The organism is Rathayibacter sp. AY1A2 (genome assembly GCF_002930935.1).
Lineage (GTDB): Bacteria > Actinomycetota > Actinomycetes > Actinomycetales > Microbacteriaceae > Rathayibacter.
Genome location: NZ_PSTP01000020.1, coordinates 1 through 21734, shown reverse-complemented (window position 1 = coordinate 21734; position 21734 = coordinate 1). Strand labels below are relative to the sequence as shown.

Below are 21734 nucleotides of genomic sequence, written 5' to 3'. Positions count from 1 at the left end.
GGTCCAGCTCGACCACCGCGACTCCTGCGGACTCGGATCGCCCGGAGGCTCAGCCGAAGTGGCGCGGCAGCACGGCGCCGTTCACCGAGCGCAGCTCGTCCAGCGGCAGCGTGAAGAGACCCTGCACCTCGACCGCGGGGGTCGCCGCGTCGGTCACGCCGATGCGCAGCACCGGATAGCCCCGGCCCTCGCAGAGCCCGCGGAACTTCACGTCGTCCTCGCGCGGCACCGACACGAGCACACGGCCGGTCGACTCCGAGAACAGCGCGGCCGTCGCGTCGACGCCGTCGCGCTCCATCAGCTCGTCGAGCCAGATGCGCGCGCCGACGCCGAAGCGCAGCGCGGACTCGGCCAGCGCCACCACGAGCCCGCCGTCGGCGAGGTCGTGGGCGGAGGCGATGAGCGACTCCTTCGCGCCCGCCGAGATCAGCTCGGCCAGCGCGCGCTCGGCGCCCAGGTCGAGCTGCGGGGGCAGCCCGCCGAGGTGGTCGTGGATCGTGCCGGCCCACGCCGAGCCGTCGAGCTCGTCGCGGGTGGTGCCGAGGAGGTAGAGGTTGTCGCCCTCGTCCTGCCAGCCGGAGGGGATGCGGCGCGCGACGTCATCGATCACGCCGAGGACGCCGACGACCGGGGTCGGGAAGATCGGCACGTCGCCGGTCTGGTTGTAGAACGAGACGTTGCCGCCGGTGACGGGGATCTCGAGCTCGAGGCAGGCGTCGGCGAGCGCGCCCACGGCCTCGCGGAACTGCCACATCACCTCGGGGTTCTCGGGGCTGCCGAAGTTGAGGCAGTCCGAGACGGCGACCGGGGTCGCTCCGGTGACGGCGACATTGCGGAACGCCTCCGCCAGCGCCAGGCGGGCGCCCTGCGCCGGGTCGAGCTGGCACCAGCGCCCGTTCGCGTCGGTCGCGACCGCGAAGCCGAGGCCCGACTCCTCGTCGACGCGGACCATGCCGCCGTCGTCGGGATAGCTGAGCGCGGTGTTGCCGAGCACGTAGCGGTCGTACTGCGAGGTGATCCAGCTCTTGTCGGCGAGGTTCGCCGAGCCCAGGAGCGCCAGGGTCTCGGCGCGAAGCGCGTCGCCGCCGGTCGAGCGGGGCAGGCGGGAGGAGGAGTCGGCCTGCAGCGCGTCGAGCCAGGAGGGGTACTCGATCGGGCGCTCGTAGACCGGGCCGTCGACCGCGACGGTGCGCGGGTCGACGTTGACGATCTCCTCGCCGTGCCAGTTGATGATGAGGCGGCCGGAGTCGGTGACCTCGCCGAGCACGCTGGTCTCGACGTCCCACTTGCCGACGACCTCGAGGAACGCGTCGAGCTTCTCGGGCGTGACGACGGCCATCATCCGCTCCTGCGACTCCGACATGAGGATCTCCTCCGCCGTGAGCGAGGGGTCGCGCAGCAGCACCGAGTCGAGCTCGATGAACATGCCGCCGTCGCCGTTGGAGGCCAGCTCCGAGGTGGCGCACGAGATGCCCGCGGCGCCCAGGTCCTGGATGCCCTCGACGAGGTCCTTGCGGAACAGCTCGAGGCAGCACTCGATGAGCACCTTCTCGGCGAAGGGGTCGCCGACCTGCACCGCGGGACGCTTGGTCGGTCCGCCGTCGGCGAAGGTGTCGGAGGCGAGGATCGACGCGCCGCCGATGCCGTCGCCTCCGGTGCGCGCCCCGAAGAGCACGACCTTGTTGCCGACGCCGCGGGCGTTCGCGAGGTGCAGGTCCTCGTGGCGGAGGACGCCGACGGCCAGCGCGTTGACGAGCGGGTTGCCCTGGTAGACGGAGTCGAAGTAGGTCTCGCCGCCGATGTTCGGCAGGCCGAGGCAGTTGCCGTAGAAGGAGATGCCGGCCACGACGCCGTGGACCACGCGCGCGGTGTCGGGGTCGTCGATCGCCCCGAAGCGCAGCGCGTCCATGACCGCGACCGGCCGGGCGCCCATCGAGATGATGTCGCGGACGATGCCGCCGACCCCCGTCGCCGCACCCTGGAAGGGCTCGATGTAGCTCGGGTGGTTGTGGCTCTCGATCTTGAAGGTCACGGCCCAGCCCTCGCCGACGTCGACCACTCCGGCGTTCTCGCCCATGCCGACCATGAGGTTCTTCTTCATGGCGGGGGAGACCTTCTGCCCGAACTGGCGGAGGTACATCTTCGACGACTTGTAGGAGCAGTGCTCGCTCCACATCACCGAGTACATCGCGAGCTCGCCGCTCGTGGGGCGGCGGCCGAGGATCTCGCGGATGCTCGCGTACTCGTCGGGCTTGAGTCCGAGGGCCGCGTAGGGCTGCTCCCGCTCGGGCGTCGCCTCCGCGTTCGCAGTGGTGTCGGGAACGGCGGTGCGGCTGTCTGCCATGTGCTGGAGGCTCCAGGGGAGGGGGACGGGATGCGCGTCGATCCTACCCGCCGCGGTCGCCGCGGCCCGGGCCCTCCGGTGGAGCGGTGCGGGCACCGGCGCCTAGGATCGGGCGGGTGAAGCGGGCGGCTCTGATCGGGACCGTGCTGTGGGGGCTCTACCAGTGCTTCGGGAACCTCGGAGCGGCGAACATCTCGTCGGACGAGCCCGTGTACCTCGCCGCGGGCTGGGACTACCTGCACGGCGACGTGAGCGCGAACCTCGAGCATCCGCCGACGGCGAAGTACCTGATCGGGCTCGCGCAGGTGCTGCTCGGCGAGGGGCTGCTCGCGGGCAGGATCGCCGCCGGCGCGGCCGCGTTCCTCACCGGGGTGGTGCTCTGGCTCTGGTTCCGGCGCGAGCTCGGCCCGACGCTCGCGCTCGTCCCGGCCGGCCTGTTCCTCCTCCTCCCGCGCACCGCCGTGGGCGCCGGCACCCGGATCGACCGCCTCGCGCTCCTGGAGCCGTTCATGGTGCTCTTCGCCGTCGCGGCGATGGCGGCGGCGTGGACCTGGTCGCGCGCCTCGCCGGGCAGGCGGAGCGGCTGGCTGATCGCGCTGGCCGGTGCGCTGCTGGCGCTGTCGGTCACCTCGAAGCTGACCACCGCGGTCCTCGCGCCCGTGCTCCTGCTGCCGCTGCTCTGGTCGGGGAGCAGGGCCCGGGCGCTGCGGGGCGGCCTCGCCCTCTCCGTCGCGTTCGTCGTCACCGGGGTGCTCGCCTACCTGCCGGTGCACCCGGTCGAGGCGGTCCGGTACCTGCTCGAGTTCCAGTCCGAGCACAACGCCGACGGCCATCTGATCGAGGTCGCCGGGACCGCGTACGTCTTCCCTCCGTGGTGGGCGAACCTCTGGTTCATGGTCGTCGGCATCGGGCCGGCGGCGCTCGCCGTGCTGCTCCTCGGGACCCTGCTGGCCCTGCTCGCTCCGCGGCGCCGCGCGCTGGTGCTCTACCTGGGCGCCGCGACGCTGCTCCTCCTCGTGTTCCACCTGGCGATCAGCTCGGTCGCGCTGCCGCACTACTACGCGGCGTGGGCGTGGCTCCTCTGCGCGCTGGCGGGCATCGGCATCGCGGAGGCGCTGCGCGGCGGGATCGTGCTGCCCGCACCCCTCGCCCGCGGCGTCGGCGCGGTGCTGCTGGCCGCCTCCCTCGTGATCGCGATCGCCACCTCGGCGGGGATCGCCGAGGAGCGGCCGACCGGGATCGCGCGGGTGGCCGACGTGCTGCGCGAGCGCGGCCTCGACGGCGGCCTGGTCCTCGCGCAGGGCATGTCCTCGGGCGTCTACGTGCCCTACATCGGCGACCGGGTGACGACCGATCCGTCGTCCGCCGGGATCGTCGCCATCGCGATCGAGCGGTCGGCGCGCTTCCCCGTCGATCCGCGCGTGTCCGCCTACCTCGAGTCGGCGCGGCCCGAGACGGTGCGGCTCGACGACCTCACCCTCGTGCTGGTCGACGGACCGCTGCCGTGACCGCTCACTTCGAGCGGCAGGCCCCCGGATCGACGGCGTCCGTCAGCGAGGCGGCCTGCTCGACCACGGGAGTGAGGACCGAGAGCGGGATGGCGTAGCCGACGTTGTCGACGGAGGCGGCCTTGCCGAAGACGACGCCCGACACGGTGCCTTCGAGAGAGAGCAGCGGGCCGCCCGAGTTGCCCTGGTTGACGACGGCGGCGAGGGTCAGCACCTCCCGTGAGGTCGGTGCTCCGTCGACCATCAGCGAGACCGTGGCGTCGGAGGAGATCTCGGCCGAGCCGAGGGTCAGCGGGCCGCCGAAGGGGTAGCCCGCGACCACCGCGTCGTCCCCGGCGGCGACGGCGTCGTCGAGCGGGAGCGGGGAGGCGTCGAGCCCGTCGACGGCGATCACGGCGAGGTCGGCGGCCGGGTCCAGGTAGACGACGCGGCCGGTGCGCGGGGCCTCGCCCGGCGCCTCGACGACCGGCTGCGAGACTCCGCCGACCACGTGCGCGTTGGTGATCACGCGGTCGTCCGAGACGACGAAGCCGCTGCCCGTCACTCCGACGTCGCAGGCCCAGGCCGTGCCGGAGACGCGCACGACCGAGCGGGTGGCGGCGGCGACCTCCGGGTCGTCGGTCGAGACGTCCGGGATCGCGGGCGCCTGGGTCGGTGCGTCGAGCGCCTCGACGACCCAGGACGTGCCCTCGTCGACCACGGTCGACTGCAGCTGGGCGAGGAAGGCGCGGACGGGGGAGGGGGTGAGGTCGTCGATCGTGCGGATGACCGTCGATCCGGCGACCGAGGTCGTGACGAGGGGGACGCCGAGGAGGGAGACGGCCGAGGTGACGGCGATCCAGACCAGGCCGGAGATCGCGACGCCGGCGACGCCACCCGCGAGCCGGTCGAGCAGGCCGAGCTTCACCCGGTCGGCTCCGCGGCCGATGACCGCGCCGAGCGTCGCTCCGATCGCGTAGCCGACGCCCAGCAGCAGCACGGCGGTGCCGATCACGGCGAGCAGGCGCCACTCGCTGCCGGCCGTCCACGACGAGACGGCGGGCACGGCGAACGAGGCGCCGATCGCGCCCGCGACGATCCCGGCGAGACCGCCGAGGGTCCGGAGCAGGCCGCGCCGCAGACCGTCGACGAGCGCGCCGATGAGGCTCAGCACGACGATGACGTCGACGATCACGGATGCACCCACGCGGAACTCCTGCCGGTGTCGGGGACGGGTCCTCCAGCATGACCGACGCGGGATGCGCGGACGCCCGGAGGCGGCTGGCAGTCCGCGGCAGCTGAGGTGCGCGGGACGGCGGCGGCGCGGGAGCCGGACGCCTCCGGGCGGGCGCTGCAGCCGAGCGGGCGGTGCCGCCGGGAGGGCGGTGCCTCTTAGAAGAACGAGATGCAGTACGGCGTCGCGATCGGCGCGAACAGGCGGTCCATCCGCCCCGCCTCGCCCGTGACGCGCGCCAGCCCGGCCTTCGCCAGGATCGACGGCCGCACCGAGCCCAGCAGCAGCGAGCCCAGGTCGGCCACGTCCAGCGCGAGCTCGGCCTCGTCCCCGGTGCGCTCCACGGTGGCGGAGCCGCCCGAGGTGGTGAGGCGGTAGCGGCCGTCGGCGAGCCCGAGCCCGTCGGCCACCTCGACGACGACCGAGCCGTCAGCGGTCCACGGCCGGGCCGAGAACGCGGCGGCGACGTCGAGGATCCGCAGCCAGATCAGGTCGCCCACGTGGCTCACCTGCACCACGCGCGCGTCGCGGAGCGCCCAGGTCAGCGGATCGTCCACCGGCGCCATGTCCCAGGTCACCGCGGAGGCGAGGTCGACCGCGCCGAGGTAGCCCCAGAGCGCGAGGTAGGCGTCGGCGCCGGGGGCGACGAGGTCGACGATCTCGAGGGTCTTGTCGTCCTCGGGCCCGACCGCGCGGTAGGTCACGAAGCCGTCGAGCGTCCCCTCCTCGTCGAGGTGGACGGCCGAGCGGACGTCGAGGCCGGGCGTGGTCTCGCCGGACGCGGTGCCGACGGAGTTCGCCTCGTAGCGCGACTGGCGGGTCAGCGAGCCGGGGGTCGACGCCTGGAACGCGGCGAACACCGCGGGGATGCGCGGCTGCAGCCAGCTCGTCGCGACCACCTCGACGCGGCCGGCGGGCTCGGTCTGCAGGCCGAAGCGCGGTCCGGTGTCGACGCGGATCGAGCGGGTGAAGGCCGAGCGGCCGAAGCCGAACCGGCGGTAGATGGAGGCCTCGCTCGCCGTGAGCGCGGCGACCGGGGTGCCGGCCTCCTTCGCCAGGCGCAGGTCCTCGGTGATCATCGCGCGCAGGATGCCGCGGCGCCGGTGCGTGGGCCGCACGGTCACCTGCGAGACGAGGTGCGCCGGCAGCTCGCGTCCGCCGCCGACCTGCAGGGCACCGGGGAACGCCGCGTAGGTGCCGACCGGCACGCCCGCGCCGTCGAGCCCCTCGGGGGCGGAGGAGTCGACGACCGCGGTGAGCACGCGCTGGTCGGCGACCATGTGCTCGGCCCAGTCGCGCAGCTTCTCCGGCGTGAACTCCTTCTCGTGGAAGCCCGCGTTGATCGCGGTGGCCCACGCGGCGGTGGCGGCGTCGGGACCGCCCTCGTCGTTCAGGGCGGCGGGGAAGCGGCGGAGGTCGAGACCGGTGAGAGGCATCCGTCCAGCCTATTCACCCGGGGTGCGCGGGGGCTGAACCGGTGCGCGAACGGTCACCGCGACGGGCGCGCCCGTAACGCGGACCGCCGTCAGAGCACGGTCCACCGCTTCTCGACCGCCGCGTCCACCGCCTCCGCGAGCTCGTCCAGCCGCCGGGAGTCGAGGCGCCCCGGGTCCGCGGCCGCCCGGATCCGCCCGCTCATCGCCGCGATCGCCGAGCGCCGCCGCGGCAGGGTCGCGGTGAACGCGCAGTCGCGCAGCAGCACCAGCAGCTCGCCCGCCCGGCCCTGCGCCTCCGCGAGGACCTCGAGCCGCCGCTCGAACGGCGACTCCGGGACCGTCACGCGCAGGAACCCGTCCGGATCCTGGAACGCCGCCGGCGGATCCGGGACCCGCGCGAGCAGCGCCAGTGCGGCGCCCAGTTCGTCCAGATCGCCCTCGTGCGCCAGCTCCCGCAGCCGCGAGTCCACGTCCTCGGCCGGCCCCGCCCCGAGCTCCACCGTCCGCAGCACGAGCGCGTCGAGCCGGCGCTCCTCCTCCTCGCCCGGGACCGACGGAGTCGCCGACCACCACGAGAGCACCGGAGTCGCGGCCACCGCGTGCTCGCCGATCCGCCGCTCCAGCGCGATCAGCAGGTCCTCCCGCGCGGCGAGCGCCACCAGCGCGTCCACGTCGAGGTGGAGCAGGGTGCCCGAGGCGGGCGGCGCCACCAGCCGGCGTCCGGAGGGAGGGACGGTCTCCGCCCGCGTCCTCGCCCCGGGTCCGCGCTCGCTCGCCCGCAGGATCTCCTCCTCGAGGGTCCGCCGGGGTCGTCGTCGTCCGCTTCCGCGCGCCATGCCGTCACGCTACCGTCGGCCGCATGACCCGGTTCCTCGCCCTCCTCCGCGGAGTGAACGTCAACGGCCGCACCGTCCGCAGCGCCGAGCTCGCCGAGACGGTCGCCGGCATCGGCGTGGACCGGGTGCGGACGGTCCTCGCGAGCGGCAATGCGGCCTTCGACTCCGACCGCCCGGCCGCCGAGCTGAAGCCCGCGCTCGAGGCGGCGCTCGCCGAGCGGTTCGGCTACGACGCCTGGATCGTGCTCGTGACGCAGGAGGCGCTCGCCGCGGTGCTCGCCGCCTACCCGTTCCCGCGGATCGACGAGGAGGCGCATCCGTACGTCGTCTTCGGCTCGGACGAGGAGGCGCTCGACGCCGCGCAGGGCGCGATCGGCGAGCCGGATCCGGCGGTCGAGCTCGTCGCCCGGGGTGCCGGCGTCCTCTACTGGCGCTGCCCGCGCGGCTCCTCGACGGACACTCCGGTCGCGCGGATCCTCGCCCGCTCCGCCTACCGCTCGAGCACCACGACCCGGAACCTGCGCACCGTCGAGAGGCTCGCGACGGCCTGACGTCCGCGGCTGTGGCGGGGCCGTCTCCGGGCTCCGCGAGCGGCACCTCGGGGCGCCTCCGACCTCGGGAGGCGAGGAATCGGGGCTGAGAGCACGCACATTCTTTGGTTAGGCTGTCCTTAGTGCCGGTCCACTCGGACCCTGCGCCGCCTCCCGCACAGCCTCTCGAAAGGGACCCATGCCCCGCGCCACCACGCCCCTCGCCCTGCTCGCCGCCACCGCGCTGACGATCGGCCTCGCCGGCTGCAGCGGCTCGGCCGCCGGAGACGACGCCGCCGCCGACAGCGGCTTCACGCCGATCACGATCGAGCACGCTCTCGGCACCACCACCATCGAGTCGGCGCCCGAGCGCGTGGCGACGGTCAACTGGGCCAACCACGAGGTCCCGCTCGCGCTGGGCGTGGTCCCCGTGGGCATGGCCGCCGCCAACTTCGGCGACGACGACGGCGACGGGCTCCTCCCCTGGGTGAGCGAGAAGCTCGACGAGCTCGGCGCCGAGGCCCCCGTCCTCTTCGACGAGACCGACGGCATCGACTTCGAGGCCGTCTCGGACACCGACCCGGACGTCATCCTCGCCGCCTACTCCGGCCTCACGCAGGAGGACTACGACACCCTGAGCGAGATCGCCCCCGTCGTCGCCTACCCCGAGACCGCCTGGGGCACCTCCTGGCGCGACATGATCACGCTGAACAGCGAGGCGATGGGCAGGGCCGACGAGGGCGCCGCCCTGATCACCGAGCTCGAGGGCGAGATCGAGGAGAAGGTCGCCGCGCACCCGCAGCTGGCCGGCACCTCGGCGATGTTCCTCACCCACGTCGACCCGACGGACCTCAGCCAGGTCAGCTTCTACACCTCGCACGACACCCGCCCCGCGTTCTTCGAGGACCTCGGCATGGCCACCCCGGGCAGCATCGCGACCGCCTCCGCCGCGACCGACAAGTTCTCGCTCACGCAGAGCGCCGAGCAGGCCGACGCCTTCAGCGACGTCGACGTGATCGTCACCTACGGCGACGACGAGCTCGTGAGCACCCTCAAGGCCGACCCGCTGCTCTCGCAGATCCCCGCGGTCGCCGACGACGCCATCGTGCGCCTGCCCTCCACGCCGCTCGGCACCGCCGCCAACCCGACGCCGCTCTCGATCTCGTGGGTCCTCGACGACTACCTGGACCTGCTCGACGAGGCCGCCGCCAAGGCCGCGCAGAGCACTCCGGCCGCCTGAGCCGGGATCCGGCCCGCGTGACCCTCGCCGCTCCTCCCGCCGCCTCGGGCGTCGCCGCCGTGCGCCGCCCGAGGCGGCTGCGCGCCCTCTGGCTGCTCGCGGCCGTGGCCGTGCTGCTCGCCGCCGCCGTGGTGTCGGTGCTGGTGGGGTCGCGGGAGGTGGCGTGGAGCGACGTGGTCGCCGCGTTCGGCGGGTCCACGGACGGGTTCGCGCAGGCCGCGGTCGCCAAGCGCATCCCGCGCACCGTGCTCGCCGCGATCGCGGGCGCGGCCCTCGGCGTCGCCGGCGTGCTGATGCAGGGGGTGACCCGCAATCCGCTGGCCGACCCCGGCATCCTCGGGGTGAACACCGGAGCCTCGCTCGCGGTCGTGACGGGCATCGTCTTCTTCGGGCTGACGAGCTCCGCCGCCTACGTCTGGGTCGCGATCGGCGGGGCCGCGGTCGCCGCGGTCTTCGTCTACACGGTCGGGTCGCTCGGGCGCGGCGGCGCGACTCCGCTCAAGCTCGCCCTGGCCGGGGCCGCCACCTCGGCCGCGCTGGTCTCGGTGATCAGCGCGATCGTCCTGCCGCGCGCCGACATCGCGGGCGGCATCCGCTCCTGGCAGATCGGCGGAGTGGGCGGCGCCACGTCCGCGAGCATCGCGCAGGTGCTCCCCTTCCTCCTGGCCGGCCTCGTCCTCTGCGTGCTCTCGGCCAAGAGCCTCAACACCCTCGCGCTCGGCGACGAGCTCGCCGCGGGCCTGGGGGAGCGGGTCGCCCTCGCGCGCGGCGGGGCCGCCCTGGGCGCGGTCGTGCTCTGCGGAGCGACGACCGCGGTCACGGGGCCCATCGGCTTCGTCGGCCTGGTCGTCCCGCACGCCTGCCGCCTCCTCGTCGGCGTCGACCACCGCTGGCTGCTGCCGTTCTCGGCGGTGACCGGCGCCGTGCTCCTGATCGCGGCGGACATCGTCGGCCGCGTCGTCGCGCGCCCGAGCGAGATCGACGTGGGCATCGTCACCGCGCTGGTCGGCGCCCCGGTGTTCATCGCGATCGTCCGCCGCCAGAAGGTGCGCGAGCTGTGACCGCGCTGCTCGAGGCGCCCTCCGCCACCGCCCGCGCCGTCGCGGCCGGCCGCCGCCGCCGCGGTACCCGCCGCCGGGTCGTCGTCGCCGTGCTCGCTGTCCTGATCGCGGCCGTCCTCGCCGTCTCCCTGCTGGTCGGCCAGACCGTCTACTCGCCCGACGAGGTGCTGCGCGTGATCCTCGGTGAGCAGGTCCCCGGGGCGAGCTTCACCGTCGGGCGCCTCCGCCTCCCGCGCGCCGTCCTCGCCCTGCTGGTGGGCCTGTGCTTCGGGCTCGGCGGAGTGAGCTTCCAGACCATGCTCCGCAACCCGCTCGCCAGCCCCGACATCATCGGGATCAGCGCCGGGGCGAGCGCCGCCGCGGCCTTCGCGATCGTGACGCTCTCGCTCGGGGCGGCGCAGGTCTCGGCCCTCGCGATCGTCGCGGGACTCGTGGTCGCCCTGCTCGTCTACGCCCTGTCCTACCGCAGCGGAGTCGCCGGCACCCGGCTGATCCTGATCGGCATCGGGGTCGCCGCGATGCTCGACTCCCTCACCGCCTACGTGCTCTCGCAGGCCGCCGCGTGGGACCTGCAGGAGGCGTCCCGCTGGCTCACCGGGAGCCTCAACGGCGCGAGCTGGAGCGAGGTCGTGCCGGTCCTCGCCGCGGTCGTCGTCCTCACCCCCGTCCTGCTTTCGCGCTCGCGCGACCTCTCCGCCACGCAGCTCGGCGACGACACCGCCTCCGCGCTCGGCATCCGCGTGAACGCCACCCGCCTCGTCGTGATCGTCGCCGCGGTCGGGCTGATCGCCTTCGCGACGGCCGCCGCCGGCCCGATCGCGTTCGTGGCCTTCCTCTCCGGCCCGATCGCCGCCCGCCTGATCGGGCCCGGCGCGTCGCTCCTCATCCCCTCGGCCCTCGTCGGCGCGCTGCTCGTGCTCGTCGCCGACTTCGTCGGGCAGTTCGGGCTGGGCCTGCGCTACCCGGTCGGAGTGGTCACCGGCGTCCTCGGGGCGCCGTACCTCGTCTACCTCATCGTCCGCAGCAACAGAGCGGGAGGCTCACTGTGACCACCGCGCACACCCTGACGGCCGAGGGGGTCACCCTCGGCTACGGCGACCGGACGGTCGTCGACGGCCTCGACCTCGTCGTCCCGCCCGGCCGCATCACCGCGATCGTCGGAGCGAACGCCTGCGGCAAGTCGACGCTCCTGCGCTCGATGTCGCGCCTGCTCGCGCCCCGCTCCGGCGCCGTGCTGCTCGACGGCAGGGCCGTGCACCGGACGCCGGCGAAGCAGCTCGCCCGCACGCTCGGCCTCCTCCCGCAGTCGCCGATCGCCCCGGAGGGCATCACCGTCGCGGATCTCGTCGGCCGCGGCCGCCATCCGCACCAGGGGATGCTGAGCCGCTGGAGCGCCCACGACGACGAGGCCGTCGCGACCGCGCTCGACGCGACCGACACCGCCGCCCTGGCCGACCGCTCCGTCGACGAGCTCAGCGGCGGGCAGCGCCAGCGCGTCTGGATCGCGATGGCCCTCGCGCAGGAGACGGACGTGCTGCTGCTGGACGAGCCGACCACCTTCCTCGACGTCAGCCACCAGATCGAGGTGCTCGACCTGCTCGTCGACCTCAACCGCACCCGCGGGACGACGGTGGTGATGGTGCTGCACGACCTCAACATGGCCGCCCGCTACGCCGACCACCTCGTGGCCATCGCGCACGGCGCGGTGCACGCCTCCGGCACCCCGGCCGCGGTGCTCACCGAGGAGACGGTGCTCGCCGTGTTCGGCCTCGACAGCCGCATCATCACCGACCCGACCTCGGGCACTCCGCTGATGCTCCCCCTCGGGCGGCACCGCCTCGCCCCCGAGCGGATCGACGCCCCCGGCGGCGCGCAGATGACGGACGTGTAAACGGTTCCACACGGCGGCCGGGGGGCGTATACGATACCTGCAGTCCGCGGCGGACGACCGTCATCGGCGGAACCGCCGAACGCCTGCCCCCGATCAGAGGTCCTCCCCGCCGTGACTGCATCCCCGACGCGCCCCGACGCCTCCGCCCTCCGCGGCGTCCGCGCGCTCCTGTTCGACCTCGACGGCGTGCTCACGCCGACCGCCGACGTCCACATGCAGGCCTGGTCGCGGCTGTTCACGGAGTACCTCTCCTCGCGCGGGATCGCCGAGGGCTACACCGACGCCGACTACTTCCGGTACATCGACGGACGCCCGCGGTACGACGGCGTCCGGGCGCTCCTCGCCTCGCGCGGCATCACCCTCCCCGAGGGCGCGCCCGAGGACGACCCGTCGCTCGAGACCGTCTGCGGGCTCGGCAACCGCAAGAACGACGCCTTCAACCGCACCCTCGCCGAGACCGGCGTCGCTCCCTACCCGGGCTCGCTCCGCTTCGTCGACGCCGCGATCGCCGCGGGCGTGCAGGTCGCCGTCGTCACCTCCTCCCGCAACGGCGTGCCGGTGCTCGAGGCGGCCGGCCTCCGCGACCGCTTCGAGGTCGTCGTGGACGGGCTCCTCGCCGCCGAGCGCTCGATCGCCGGCAAGCCCGCGCCCGACACCTACCTCTACGCGGCCGAGCTCCTCGGCCTCCCGGCCGCCGCGTGCGCCGTCCTCGAGGACGCGCACTCCGGAGTCGCGGCAGGCCGCGCGGGCGGCTTCGGCCTCGTCGTCGGCGTCGACCGCGGAGTCGGGGCCGACACCCTGCTCGAGCACGGCGCCGACCTGGTCGTGGACGACCTGGCCGAGCTGCTCCCCTTCCTCCCCACCGCTCCCGCCCCCGAGGACGCCGCATGAACCCCATCACCTCCGACCCGCTCGACCGGAACCGCTTCCCGATCGACGAGTGGGCCCTCGTCGAGACCGAGTTCGCCTCCGAGCTGCAGGGCCGCACCGAGACGCTCTTCGCCACCGGCAACGGCTACCTCGGCCTCCGCGGCAACGTGGAGGAGGGGCGCGACGGCTACGCCTACGGCACCTTCATCAACGGGTTCCACGAGACCTGGCCCATCCGCCACGCGGAGGAGGCGTTCGGCTTCGCCCGCGTCGGCCAGACCATCGTCAACGTGCCGGACGCCAAGATCATCCGCCTCTACGTCGACGACGAGCCCTTCGTGCTGAGCGAGGCCGACGTCCTCGCCTACTCGCGCCGTCTCGACTTCGCGAACGGCGTGCTCACCCGCGAGCTGGAGTGGCGCACCCCCTCCGGCAAGCGCGTCCTGATCCGCTCGCGCCGCCTGGTCTCGTTCACCGACCGGCACCTCGCGATCCTCGACTACGAGGTCGAGATGCTCGACCACGACGCGTCCGTGCTGATCTCGAGCCAGATCCTCAACCGCCAGGACGGCGTCGACGAGTACCACGCCCCCTCCGGCAGCGAGGGGGCCGGCTTCGACCCGCGCAAGGCGGAGTCGTTCGAGGACCGCGTGCTCCAGCCGCGCCTCAAGCGCGTCAGCGGCACCCGCTACCTTCTCGGCTACCGGACCACCAACTCCCAGATGACCGTCGCCTGCGGCGCCGAGCACCAGCTCGAGACCGAGAACGAGTGGGACCAGACCTCCCAGATCGACGACGACCTCGCCAAGCACGTCTACCGCGTGAAGGCCAAGGCCGGCCGGCCGGTCCGCCTGGTCAAGACGCTGACCTACCACACCTCCCGCGGCGTGCCCGTGCGCGAGCTCGCCGACCGCTGCGACCGCACGCTCGACCGCGCCCGCGAGACGCCGGTCGAGGAGCAGTTCGTCAAGCAGCGCGAGTGGCTCGACGACTTCTGGACCCGCTCCGACGTGCAGCTGGACGGCCAGCCCGCCATCCAGCAGGCCACCCGCTGGAACCTCTTCCAGCTCGCCCAGTCCACCGCCCGCACCGACGGCGGCGGAGTCGCCGCGAAGGGCGTCTCGGGCTCCGGCTACGGCGGCCACTACTTCTGGGACACCGAGGTCTACGTCCTCCCGTTCCTCAGCTACACGGCGCCCCTCGTGGCCCGGAACGCCCTGCGCTTCCGGCAGAACATGCTCGAGGCCGCCCGCGCGCGCGCCTCCGAGCTCAACCAGCGCGGCGCGCTCTTCCCCTGGCGCACCATCAACGGTCAGGAGTCGTCGGCGTACTACGCCGCCGGCACCGCTCAGTATCACATCGACGCCGACATCTCCTACGCGCTCATGCAGTACGTGGGTGCCACGGGCGACGACGACTTCCTCGCCCGCGGAGCGATCGACATCCTCGTCGAGACCGCGCGGATGTGGGCCGATCTGGGCTTCTGGCGCAGCAACGGCGACGACCACTTCCACATCCACGGAGTGACGGGGCCGGACGAGTACACGACCGTCGTCAACGACAACCTGTACACGAACGTCATGGCCCGGGCGAACCTCCGCTCGGCCGCACGCGCTGTCGAGCTGCTGAAGGCCGTCGAGCCCGCCGCGTACGAGCGGATGGCCGACCGCCTCGCTCTCGACGAGGGCGAGGTGCTCGAGTGGGCGCGCGCCGCCGAGAAGATGCACATCCCCTTCGACGCGCGGGCGGGCATCCACCCGCAGGACGCGGCCTTCCTCGAGAAGGAGCTGTGGGACCTCGAGAACACCCCCGCGAGCAAGCGGCCGCTGCTGCTGCACTTCCACCCGCTGGTGATCTACCGCTTCCAGGTGCTCAAGCAGGCCGACGTCGTGCTCGCGCTGCTGCTGCAGGGCAACGAGTTCACCGCCGAGCAGAAGCGCGCCGACTTCGAGTACTACGACGCGCTGACCACCGGCGACTCGACCCTCTCGGCCGTCGTGCAGTCGATCATCGCCGCCGAGGTCGGCTACAGCGACCTGGCCCGCCACTACTTCCTGTCGGCGCTGTTCGTCGACCTCGCCGACCTGCACCGCAACACCGCGGACGGCATCCACGTCGCCTCGACGGGCGGCGTCTGGAGCGCCCTCGTCTACGGCTTCGGCGGGATGCGCGACCACGGTGGGCGGATCACGCTCGACCCGCGCCTGCCCGACGACTGGGACCGCCTCGCCTTCCGCATCACCCTCCACGGCACGCGCGTGCGCGTCGAGGTGACGCAGACCGAGGTCCTGCTGACGGTCGAGACCGGCGACTCCGCCGCGATCACCGTCCGCGACGAGCGCGTGCACGTCGCTGCCGGCAGCCCCGTGCGCGTCCCGCTCACGCACCAGGGCCGCCGCCTGCACGGCGCGCCGACCACGTCCGACATCGAGGGCACCCGCCGCTCCGACGGCACCGTGATCACCGCCTCGATCCCCACCATCTCGATGACCCCCGAGCCCGAGGTCCTGACCGGGCCCTGAGCGGCGCCGCGAACATCGCCCATCACGCACGAGACCCCCGGCCGGAACCGGGGGTCTCGTGCGTCGCGGGCGGGCGGAGCCGCCCGGACCGGATGCGTCAGGCGGAGGCGAGCAGCGACTTCAGCGCCGACGTGAAGAAGGTCAGCCCGTCCACACCCGAGCGCATCGCGGCGGCCGTGTCGGGCCCGAAGCCCTCCTCGACGGCGTGCTCCGGGTGCGGCATGAGCCCCACCACATTGCCGCGGCGGTTGCTGATGCCGGCGATGTCGTTCATGGAGCCGTTCGGGTTGTGGCCGAGGTAGCGGACGACGACGCGTCCCTCCGCCTCGAGCTCGAGCAGCGTGTCGGCCGAGGCGATGTAGCCGCCCTCGCCGTTCTTCAGCGGGATCGTGATCTCCTGGCCGGGCTCGAAGCCGTTCGTCCAGGCGGTCTCGGTGCTCGCGACCATCAGGCGCTGGTCGCGGCAGACGAAGGATCCGATGTCGTTCGCGATCAGGCCGCCGGGCAGCAGGTGCGCCTCGGTGAGCATCTGGAAGCCGTTGCAGATGCCGAGGACCGGGGTCCCGGCGTTCGCCGCGTCGACGACCTCGCGCATGATCGGGGAGTGGGAGGCGATGGCGCCGCAGCGCAGGTAGTCGCCGTAGGAGAAGCCGCCGGGCAGGACGATCGCGTCGACGCCGTCGAGGTCGTGGTCGCCGTGCCACAGCGCGACCGGCTCCGCACCCGCGAACCGGACGGCGCGCTGGGCGTCGCGGTCGTCGAGCGAGCCGGGGAAGGTGATGACGCCGATCCTCATCGGGCGGCCTCCGCCGGGTAGTGGATCCCAACGACGTCCTCGATCACCGAGTTCGAGAGCATCTCGTCGGCGATGCGCTGCACCGAGGCGCGCACCTCGTCGGTCACCTCGTCGACGGTGATCTCGAAGCGCTTGCCCACCCGCACGCCGTGGATGGCGGAGTGGCCCAGCCGCGCGAGCGCGCCGGCGACGGCCTTCCCCTGCGGGTCGAGCAGCTCGGCCTTGGGCATGACTTCAACGACGATCGTGGGCACCGTGTTCTCCGGAGTCTCGGGGGAGTGCGGTCTTCCGCGCGACCATCGTACCCGCGGGGGTCCCCCGCGATCGGCGGCGCTCAGGAGGTCGTGACGCGGATCGCGTTCGCCCAGGGGTCCTCGAAGGCGAGGGTGCGGCCGTCGTCGCGGGTGGCGACTCCGGAGCGGGTCAGCCGCTCGCCGAGCGCGCCGAGATCGTCGGCGCCGGGAACCACGATCTCGACCTGTCCGAGGCCGAGGGCCTGCTGCCGGCGTCCGGCGCCCGCAGAGTTCCAGGTGTTCATCGCCATGTGGTGGTGGTAGCCGCCCGCCGAGACGAAGAGCGCCTGCCCGCCGTACGCGATCGTCGTCTCGAAGCCGAGCCGGTCGACGTAGAACTCCTTCGCGGTGGCGACGTCGCCCACGCTCAGGTGCACGTGGCCGACGGAGGCGCCGCCGAGGCGCGGCTGCGCGATCGACTCCTCGGTGAGGTGCTCCTGCAGGAACGCGTTCGGGTCGAGGAAGAGCGTGCTCATCTCGATCCGCCCGTGCGTCCACGACCACTGCGTGCGGTCGCGGTCCCAGTAGAGCTCGACGCCGTTGTGCTCGGGGTCGTCGAAGTAGAAGGCCTTGCTGACCAGGTGGTCGGAGCTGCCGGTGAACGAGCCGGGGTGCCGGGTCGCGACGCTGTACACGGCCGCGGCGAGCGCCGCCTCCGATTCGAAGAGGATCGCCGTGTGGAAGAGGCCGGCGCTGCGCGGCGAGGCGTGCACCAGCTCGGGCGCGTGCTGGAGGATCACGGCCGGCACTCCGCCGCGGCCGAGCACCGCGACCGGTCCGTCGTGCGAGAGCAGCTCGAGCGTCACGGCGTCGCGGTAGTAGGCGATCATCCCGTCGAGGTCGGCGACGCGGAGGGTCACCGCGCCCATCGCGGTGTCGGGAGCGAGCAGGTCGGGGGAGGAGGTGGTCACGGCGGAGACGCTACCCGCTTTTGGTTGAAGCTACAACCATTCAGAGGGGCGAGCGCTCATAGGAACCGCATAAGCAGCGTCCAGGCTGCGCGGGGAGGCCGGGCGTGGAATGGGAACCGGTCGCCGTCAGGGGCGGCCCCGGCACGAGGACGACACCATGAACGAGCGACACGAATCCGACGAGCGAGAGCTCACCGACCAGCCCGCCATCACCGAGGCGACGGGCGCCGACGAGGTGCGCGCGCTGCGCGCGGACGACCGTCGTCGTCGTCGTCGGGCGCTGATCGCCGGCGGCCTCGGCCTCGCCGTGCTGATCGGAGTGACAGCAGGCGGAGTCGCCACCGCCGGCCGCACCGAGGCGGCCTCCTCCGCCTCGGCCGGCGCCGCCACGATCGTCTACCCCGGCGGCTCGCGGGGATCCTTCGGCGGCGGGTACGTGATCGTCCCCTCCTGGGGCGGATCGACGCAGGGCGGCTCCTCCCCGTACGGCTCGTCGCAGGGCGGCTCCTCCGCCGCCGAGCCGGCCACCGGCGCGACCGACGCCGTGGCCGCGAGCACCGCGCAGACCGCCGGCGTCGTCACGATCACCTCCGAGCTCACCTACCAGGGCGCCCGCTCGGCCGGCACCGGCATGATCCTCACCTCCGACGGCATGATCCTCACCAACAACCACGTCGTCGAGGGCGCCACCGCGATCTCGGTCACGGTGGAGTCGACGGGCCGCAGCTACACCGCCCGCGTCGTCGGCACCGACGCGATGAACGACGTCGCCGTCCTGCAGCTGGAGGACGCCTCCGGCCTCACCCCCGCCTCGCTCGACACGGACGGGGTCGCTGTGGGCGACACCGTGACCGCCGTCGGCAACGCGGGAGGGACGGGCGACCTGGTCGCCGCCACCGGCACGGTCACCGGTCTCGATCAGCAGATCACGACCCGCTCCGAGTCGGGGATCTCCGCCGAGACGCTGACCGGGCTGATCCAGACGGACGCCGACATCGTCTCCGGCGACTCCGGCGGCCCGCTCGTCGACTCCGCCGGCCGCGTCGTGGGGATGGACACCGCCGCCTCCAGCGGGACGGCCGACATCACCGGCTTCGCGATCCCGATCTCGAAGGCCCTGGACATCGTGGCCACCATCGAGGCGGGCGCCGACACGGCCACCGTCGAGATCGGCTATCCGGCCTTCCTCGGCGTCTCCCTCTCCTCCGGCACCGCGTCGCCGACCTCGCGCGCGCTCGCGACCACCGCGTCCGGCGCCGTGATCGGCGGAGTCGTCGAGGGCGGGCCGGCCGCGCAGGCGGGCCTCGAGGCGGGGGACGTCGTCACCGCGGTCGACGGGGTCGCCGTCGCCTCGGCCGACCAGCTGTCCGCCTCGCTCGCGCAGCGCGAGCCCGGGGAGTCGGTGACGATCTCGTGGACCGACTCCGCGGGCGCCGCCCGCTCCGCCCAGGTCGTGCTGGTCGAGGGTCCGGTCGCCTGATCGGAGCCTCCGCGTGGCCGCCGGAGCGTTCCCGGCCGTTCACCCGGACGAGCGCGCCACGCCGCCCGTTGTTTTGATCCGCTCAAGACAACTCGGGTAGTGTCCTCGGCATGACGACAGTGGACGAGCGGCTCCGAGCCTCCGGGCTCAAGGTCACCGCCACGCGGCGCGCGGTGCTCCTCGCTCTCGAGGAGCACCCGCACTCCGGGGTGGACGCGGTCCTGGCCCGAGTGCGCGAGGGCCTCCCCGAGGCTTCGGCCCAGGCGGTCTACGGAGTGCTCTCGGCGTTCACCGACGCCGGGATCGTCCGCCGCATCGAGCCGGAGGGCCACCCCCGCCGGTTCGAGCTGCGGGTCGGCGACAACCACCACCACGTGGTGTGCCGGCGCTGCGGGGCCGTGGCCGACGTCGACTGCGTCGTCGGGGAGGCGCCGTGCCTGCATCCGCAGACCGCGAGCGGCTTCGCCGTGGACACCGCCGACGTCACGTTCTGGGGCACCTGCCCCGACTGCCTGGCCCTGGCCCACTGACCGACATCCGCTACACCGCAGCGGCGGGCCCCGTGCCCCTCGCCGACAGGAGGAACATGACCGAGGAACGATTCACCACCACGAACTCCGGAGCACCGGTCGCGAGCGACGACCACTCGCTGAGCGTCGGAGCCGACGGACCCCTCGCGCTCCACGACCACTACCTCGTCGAGAAGCTGGCCCAGTTCAACCGCGAGCGCATCCCGGAGCGGGTCGTCCACGCCAAGGGCGGCGGAGCCTTCGGACGCTTCACCACCACCGCCGACGTCAGCGCCTACACGCGTGCCGCGCTCTTCCAGCCCGGAGTCGAGACCGAGATGCTCGCGCGGTTCTCCACGGTCGCCGGCGAGCAGGGCTCGCCCGACACCTGGCGCGACCCCCGCGGCTTCGCGCTGAAGTTCTACACGAGCGAGGGCAACTACGACCTCGTCGGCAACAACACCCCCGTCTTCTTCATCCGCGACGGCATCAAGTTCCCCGACTTCATCCGCTCGCAGAAGCGCCTGCCCGGCAGCCACTTGCGCGACCACGACATGCAGTGGGACTTCTGGACCCTCTCGCCCGAGTCGGCCCACCAGGTCACGTGGCTCATGGGCGACCGCGGCCTCCCCTCCTCGTGGCGGCACATGGACGGCTTCGGCTCGCACACCTACCAGTGGATCAACGCCGCCGGCGAGCGCTTCTGGGTCAAGTACCACTTCAAGACCGATCAGGGCGTCGAGATCCTGAGCCAGGAGCAGGCCGACCAGATCGCCGGTGAGGACGCGGACTTCCACATCCGCGACCTGTCCTCCGCCATCGACCGCGGCGACTTCCCCTCGTGGACGCTGTCCGTGCAGGTCATGCCGTACGAGGACGCGAAGAGCTACCGGTTCAACCCGTTCGACCTCACCAAGGTCTGGCCCCACGCGGACTACCCGCTGATCGAGGTCGGCACCATGACGCTCGACCGGAACCCCGAGAACTACTTCGCGCAGATCGAGCAGGCGGCGTTCGCCCCCTCGAACTTCGTGCCCGGGATCGCGGCAAGCCCCGACAAGATGCTCCTCGCGCGCATCTTCAGCTACGCCGACGCGCACCGCTACCGCGTGGGGACCAACCACGCGCAGCTGCCGGTGAACGCGCCGAAGTCGCCGGTGCACTCGTACTCGAAGGACGGCCCCATGCGGTTCGACTTCCAGAAGTCCGAGGTGCCCGTCTACGCGCCGAACACGATGGGCGGCGCCCACGCCGATCCCGCCCGGGCGGCGGAGTCGGCCGGCTGGGAGACCGACGGCGAGCTGACGCGCGCCGCGGCGACCCTCCACCCGGAGGACGACGACTTCGGTCAGGCGGGGACGCTCTACCGCGAGGTCCTCGACGACGACGCGCGCGCCCGCCTGGTAGCGAACATCGCCGGCCACGTGTCGAAGGTCACCCGTCCGGAGCTTCGGCAGCGCGTGCTCCAGTACTGGGCGAACGTCGACTCGTCGCTCTCGCAGCGCGTCGCCGAGGCGCTCGAGCCCTCGGCTCCCGGTGCGGACGTCTCCCCCGAGGCGGTCGGCATCGGGGCGTAGTCCCGGCATCCCCTCGAGGAGCGCGCGGTACCGGAGCGATCCGGGCCGCGCGCTCCTCGTCGTTTCCGGGGAGGGTCCTTCCACTCGGTGGAGTCGGATCCCGCGCGCGGGTGCCCGCCTCGGTCCGATGCAGCCGGCTCGGCCCCCGGATCCGCCCGCGGAAGCGGGCGCCGACGGGGAGGACCCCCGATCCCGACACGCCCGGGATGTGCGATTTCGGCCCGTCGTTTGACAGCACCGCGATCGCTGCGTAACTTATTCCGAGTCGCCACAAAGGCCGCAGGGAAACGGAAAGAGCAGCAGCTCCTACGTCCCGGCCTCAATCGGGACCATCCACTCGGCAAGACAGCTTTTCGGAGCAGGTCTGCCGCACGGATGTAAAGCCTTCGCAGGATCCCTCGGATCCAGCAACTTCGCCGCCCGGCGCAGGACTCAGGTCCTGAACCGAGCAACGTCGGAGCGCCTACGAGCGTGACGACATCGCGAAGAAGCCGGATTTGACACGGCCTGCGGATGTGCTAAGTTATACAAGTTGCCACGGCGACAGGGAGAAAGAAACTTCTCCTAGTCTACCGAGAAGACGCGTATGACGCAAGCAACAAATTCTTCGATCACTTCCGTTGTGAAGCACCGTTCTGGTGTGGAGGCGGGATGTGTCCGATTCTTGAGAACTCAACAGCGTGCACTATGTTCAATGCCAATTTTATACCCCGGCCT

Annotated in this window: 18 protein-coding genes; 11 read left to right on the top strand and 7 right to left on the bottom strand. The window is 72.8% G+C overall.

Annotated elements, in window-relative coordinates; genetic code table 11:
• Positions 1–49: 49 nt before the first annotated feature.
• Positions 50–2344 carry a phosphoribosylformylglycinamidine synthase subunit PurL gene (purL, locus tag C5B93_RS14050; RefSeq protein WP_104222748.1) on the bottom strand — a complete coding sequence of 765 codons (2295 nt, stop codon included), beginning with the start codon at positions 2342–2344 and terminating at the stop codon, positions 50–52.
• Between the two features lie 116 nt (positions 2345–2460).
• Here purL and C5B93_RS14045 point away from each other — a divergent pair, with 116 nt between their 5' ends.
• Positions 2461–3852, top strand: coding sequence for a glycosyltransferase family 39 protein (locus C5B93_RS14045; RefSeq protein WP_181068407.1), 1392 nt, complete (start codon positions 2461–2463; stop codon positions 3850–3852).
• Between the two features lie 4 nt (positions 3853–3856).
• Here the strand turns inward: C5B93_RS14045 and C5B93_RS14040 are convergent, their stop codons facing one another.
• The 3 genes from C5B93_RS14040 to C5B93_RS14030 form a co-directional block, all read right to left on the bottom strand.
• Positions 3857–5038 (bottom strand): MarP family serine protease, encoded by a 1182-nt coding sequence (locus tag C5B93_RS14040; protein ID WP_244230541.1) that lies wholly within the window; start codon positions 5036–5038, stop codon positions 3857–3859.
• Between the two features lie 185 nt (positions 5039–5223).
• Positions 5224–6501, bottom strand: coding sequence for a GNAT family N-acetyltransferase (locus C5B93_RS14035; RefSeq protein ID WP_104292727.1), 1278 nt, complete (start codon positions 6499–6501; stop codon positions 5224–5226).
• 89 nt (positions 6502–6590) lie between these two features.
• Positions 6591–7337, bottom strand: a complete 747-nt coding sequence (locus tag C5B93_RS14030) for a DUF2254 family protein (RefSeq protein WP_104234260.1) — start codon at positions 7335–7337, stop codon at positions 6591–6593.
• 23 nt (positions 7338–7360) lie between these two features.
• Here C5B93_RS14030 and C5B93_RS14025 point away from each other — a divergent pair, with 23 nt between their 5' ends.
• The 7 genes from C5B93_RS14025 to C5B93_RS13995 all read left to right on the top strand — a co-directional run bounded on the left by C5B93_RS14025 (position 7361) and on the right by C5B93_RS13995 (position 15451).
• Positions 7361–7888: a DUF1697 domain-containing protein gene (locus C5B93_RS14025; RefSeq protein WP_104292726.1), complete on the top strand. Its 528-nt coding sequence runs from the start codon at positions 7361–7363 to the stop codon at positions 7886–7888.
• Between the two features lie 178 nt (positions 7889–8066).
• Entirely contained in the window at positions 8067–9107 is a 1041-nt protein-coding gene (locus C5B93_RS14020) for an iron-siderophore ABC transporter substrate-binding protein (protein ID WP_104292725.1), read from the top strand.
• Positions 9108–9124: 17 nt separating this feature from the next.
• Entirely contained in the window at positions 9125–10168 is a 1044-nt protein-coding gene (locus C5B93_RS14015) for an iron ABC transporter permease (RefSeq protein ID WP_104222742.1), read from the top strand.
• Positions 10165–11217, top strand: a complete 1053-nt coding sequence (locus C5B93_RS14010) for an iron chelate uptake ABC transporter family permease subunit (protein WP_258059902.1) — start codon at positions 10165–10167, stop codon at positions 11215–11217. The genes C5B93_RS14015 and C5B93_RS14010 overlap by 4 nt, the downstream gene beginning before the upstream one ends.
• Positions 11214–12059 (top strand): ABC transporter ATP-binding protein, encoded by an 846-nt coding sequence (locus tag C5B93_RS14005; RefSeq protein WP_104222740.1) that lies wholly within the window; start codon positions 11214–11216, stop codon positions 12057–12059. The genes C5B93_RS14010 and C5B93_RS14005 overlap by 4 nt, the downstream gene beginning before the upstream one ends.
• A 111-nt stretch (positions 12060–12170) precedes the next feature.
• On the top strand, positions 12171–12950 hold the full coding sequence (locus tag C5B93_RS14000; protein ID WP_104292724.1) for an HAD family phosphatase: 780 nt from the start codon (positions 12171–12173) through the stop codon (positions 12948–12950).
• Positions 12947–15451 carry a glycoside hydrolase family 65 protein gene (locus tag C5B93_RS13995; protein WP_104222738.1) on the top strand — a complete coding sequence of 835 codons (2505 nt, stop codon included), beginning with the start codon at positions 12947–12949 and terminating at the stop codon, positions 15449–15451. The genes C5B93_RS14000 and C5B93_RS13995 overlap by 4 nt, the downstream gene beginning before the upstream one ends.
• Before the next feature lie 97 nt (positions 15452–15548).
• On the opposite strand, the gene purQ is transcribed toward C5B93_RS13995, so the two are convergent.
• The 3 genes from purQ to C5B93_RS13980 all read right to left on the bottom strand — a co-directional run bounded on the left by purQ (position 15549) and on the right by C5B93_RS13980 (position 17409).
• On the bottom strand, positions 15549–16247 hold the full coding sequence (purQ, locus tag C5B93_RS13990; RefSeq protein WP_104222737.1) for a phosphoribosylformylglycinamidine synthase subunit PurQ: 699 nt from the start codon (positions 16245–16247) through the stop codon (positions 15549–15551).
• Positions 16244–16501, bottom strand: a complete 258-nt coding sequence (purS, locus tag C5B93_RS13985) for a phosphoribosylformylglycinamidine synthase subunit PurS (RefSeq protein ID WP_104267819.1) — start codon at positions 16499–16501, stop codon at positions 16244–16246. Before purS ends, purQ begins: the two co-directional genes overlap by 4 nt.
• A gap of 80 nt (positions 16502–16581) precedes the next feature.
• On the bottom strand, positions 16582–17409 hold the full coding sequence (locus tag C5B93_RS13980; protein ID WP_104267823.1) for a VOC family protein: 828 nt from the start codon (positions 17407–17409) through the stop codon (positions 16582–16584).
• Positions 17410–17608: 199 nt separating this feature from the next.
• Between C5B93_RS13980 and C5B93_RS17530 the strand changes: the two genes are divergently transcribed.
• From C5B93_RS17530 to C5B93_RS13965, 3 genes are all read left to right on the top strand, one after another.
• On the top strand, positions 17609–18931 hold the full coding sequence (locus C5B93_RS17530) for a S1C family serine protease (RefSeq protein ID WP_219814047.1): 1323 nt from the start codon (positions 17609–17611) through the stop codon (positions 18929–18931).
• A gap of 110 nt (positions 18932–19041) precedes the next feature.
• Positions 19042–19461 (top strand): Fur family transcriptional regulator, encoded by a 420-nt coding sequence (locus tag C5B93_RS13970; protein WP_104222735.1) that lies wholly within the window; start codon positions 19042–19044, stop codon positions 19459–19461.
• 56 nt (positions 19462–19517) lie between these two features.
• On the top strand, positions 19518–21017 hold the full coding sequence (locus tag C5B93_RS13965) for a catalase (RefSeq protein WP_104269005.1): 1500 nt from the start codon (positions 19518–19520) through the stop codon (positions 21015–21017).
• Positions 21018–21734 lie beyond the last annotated feature (717 nt).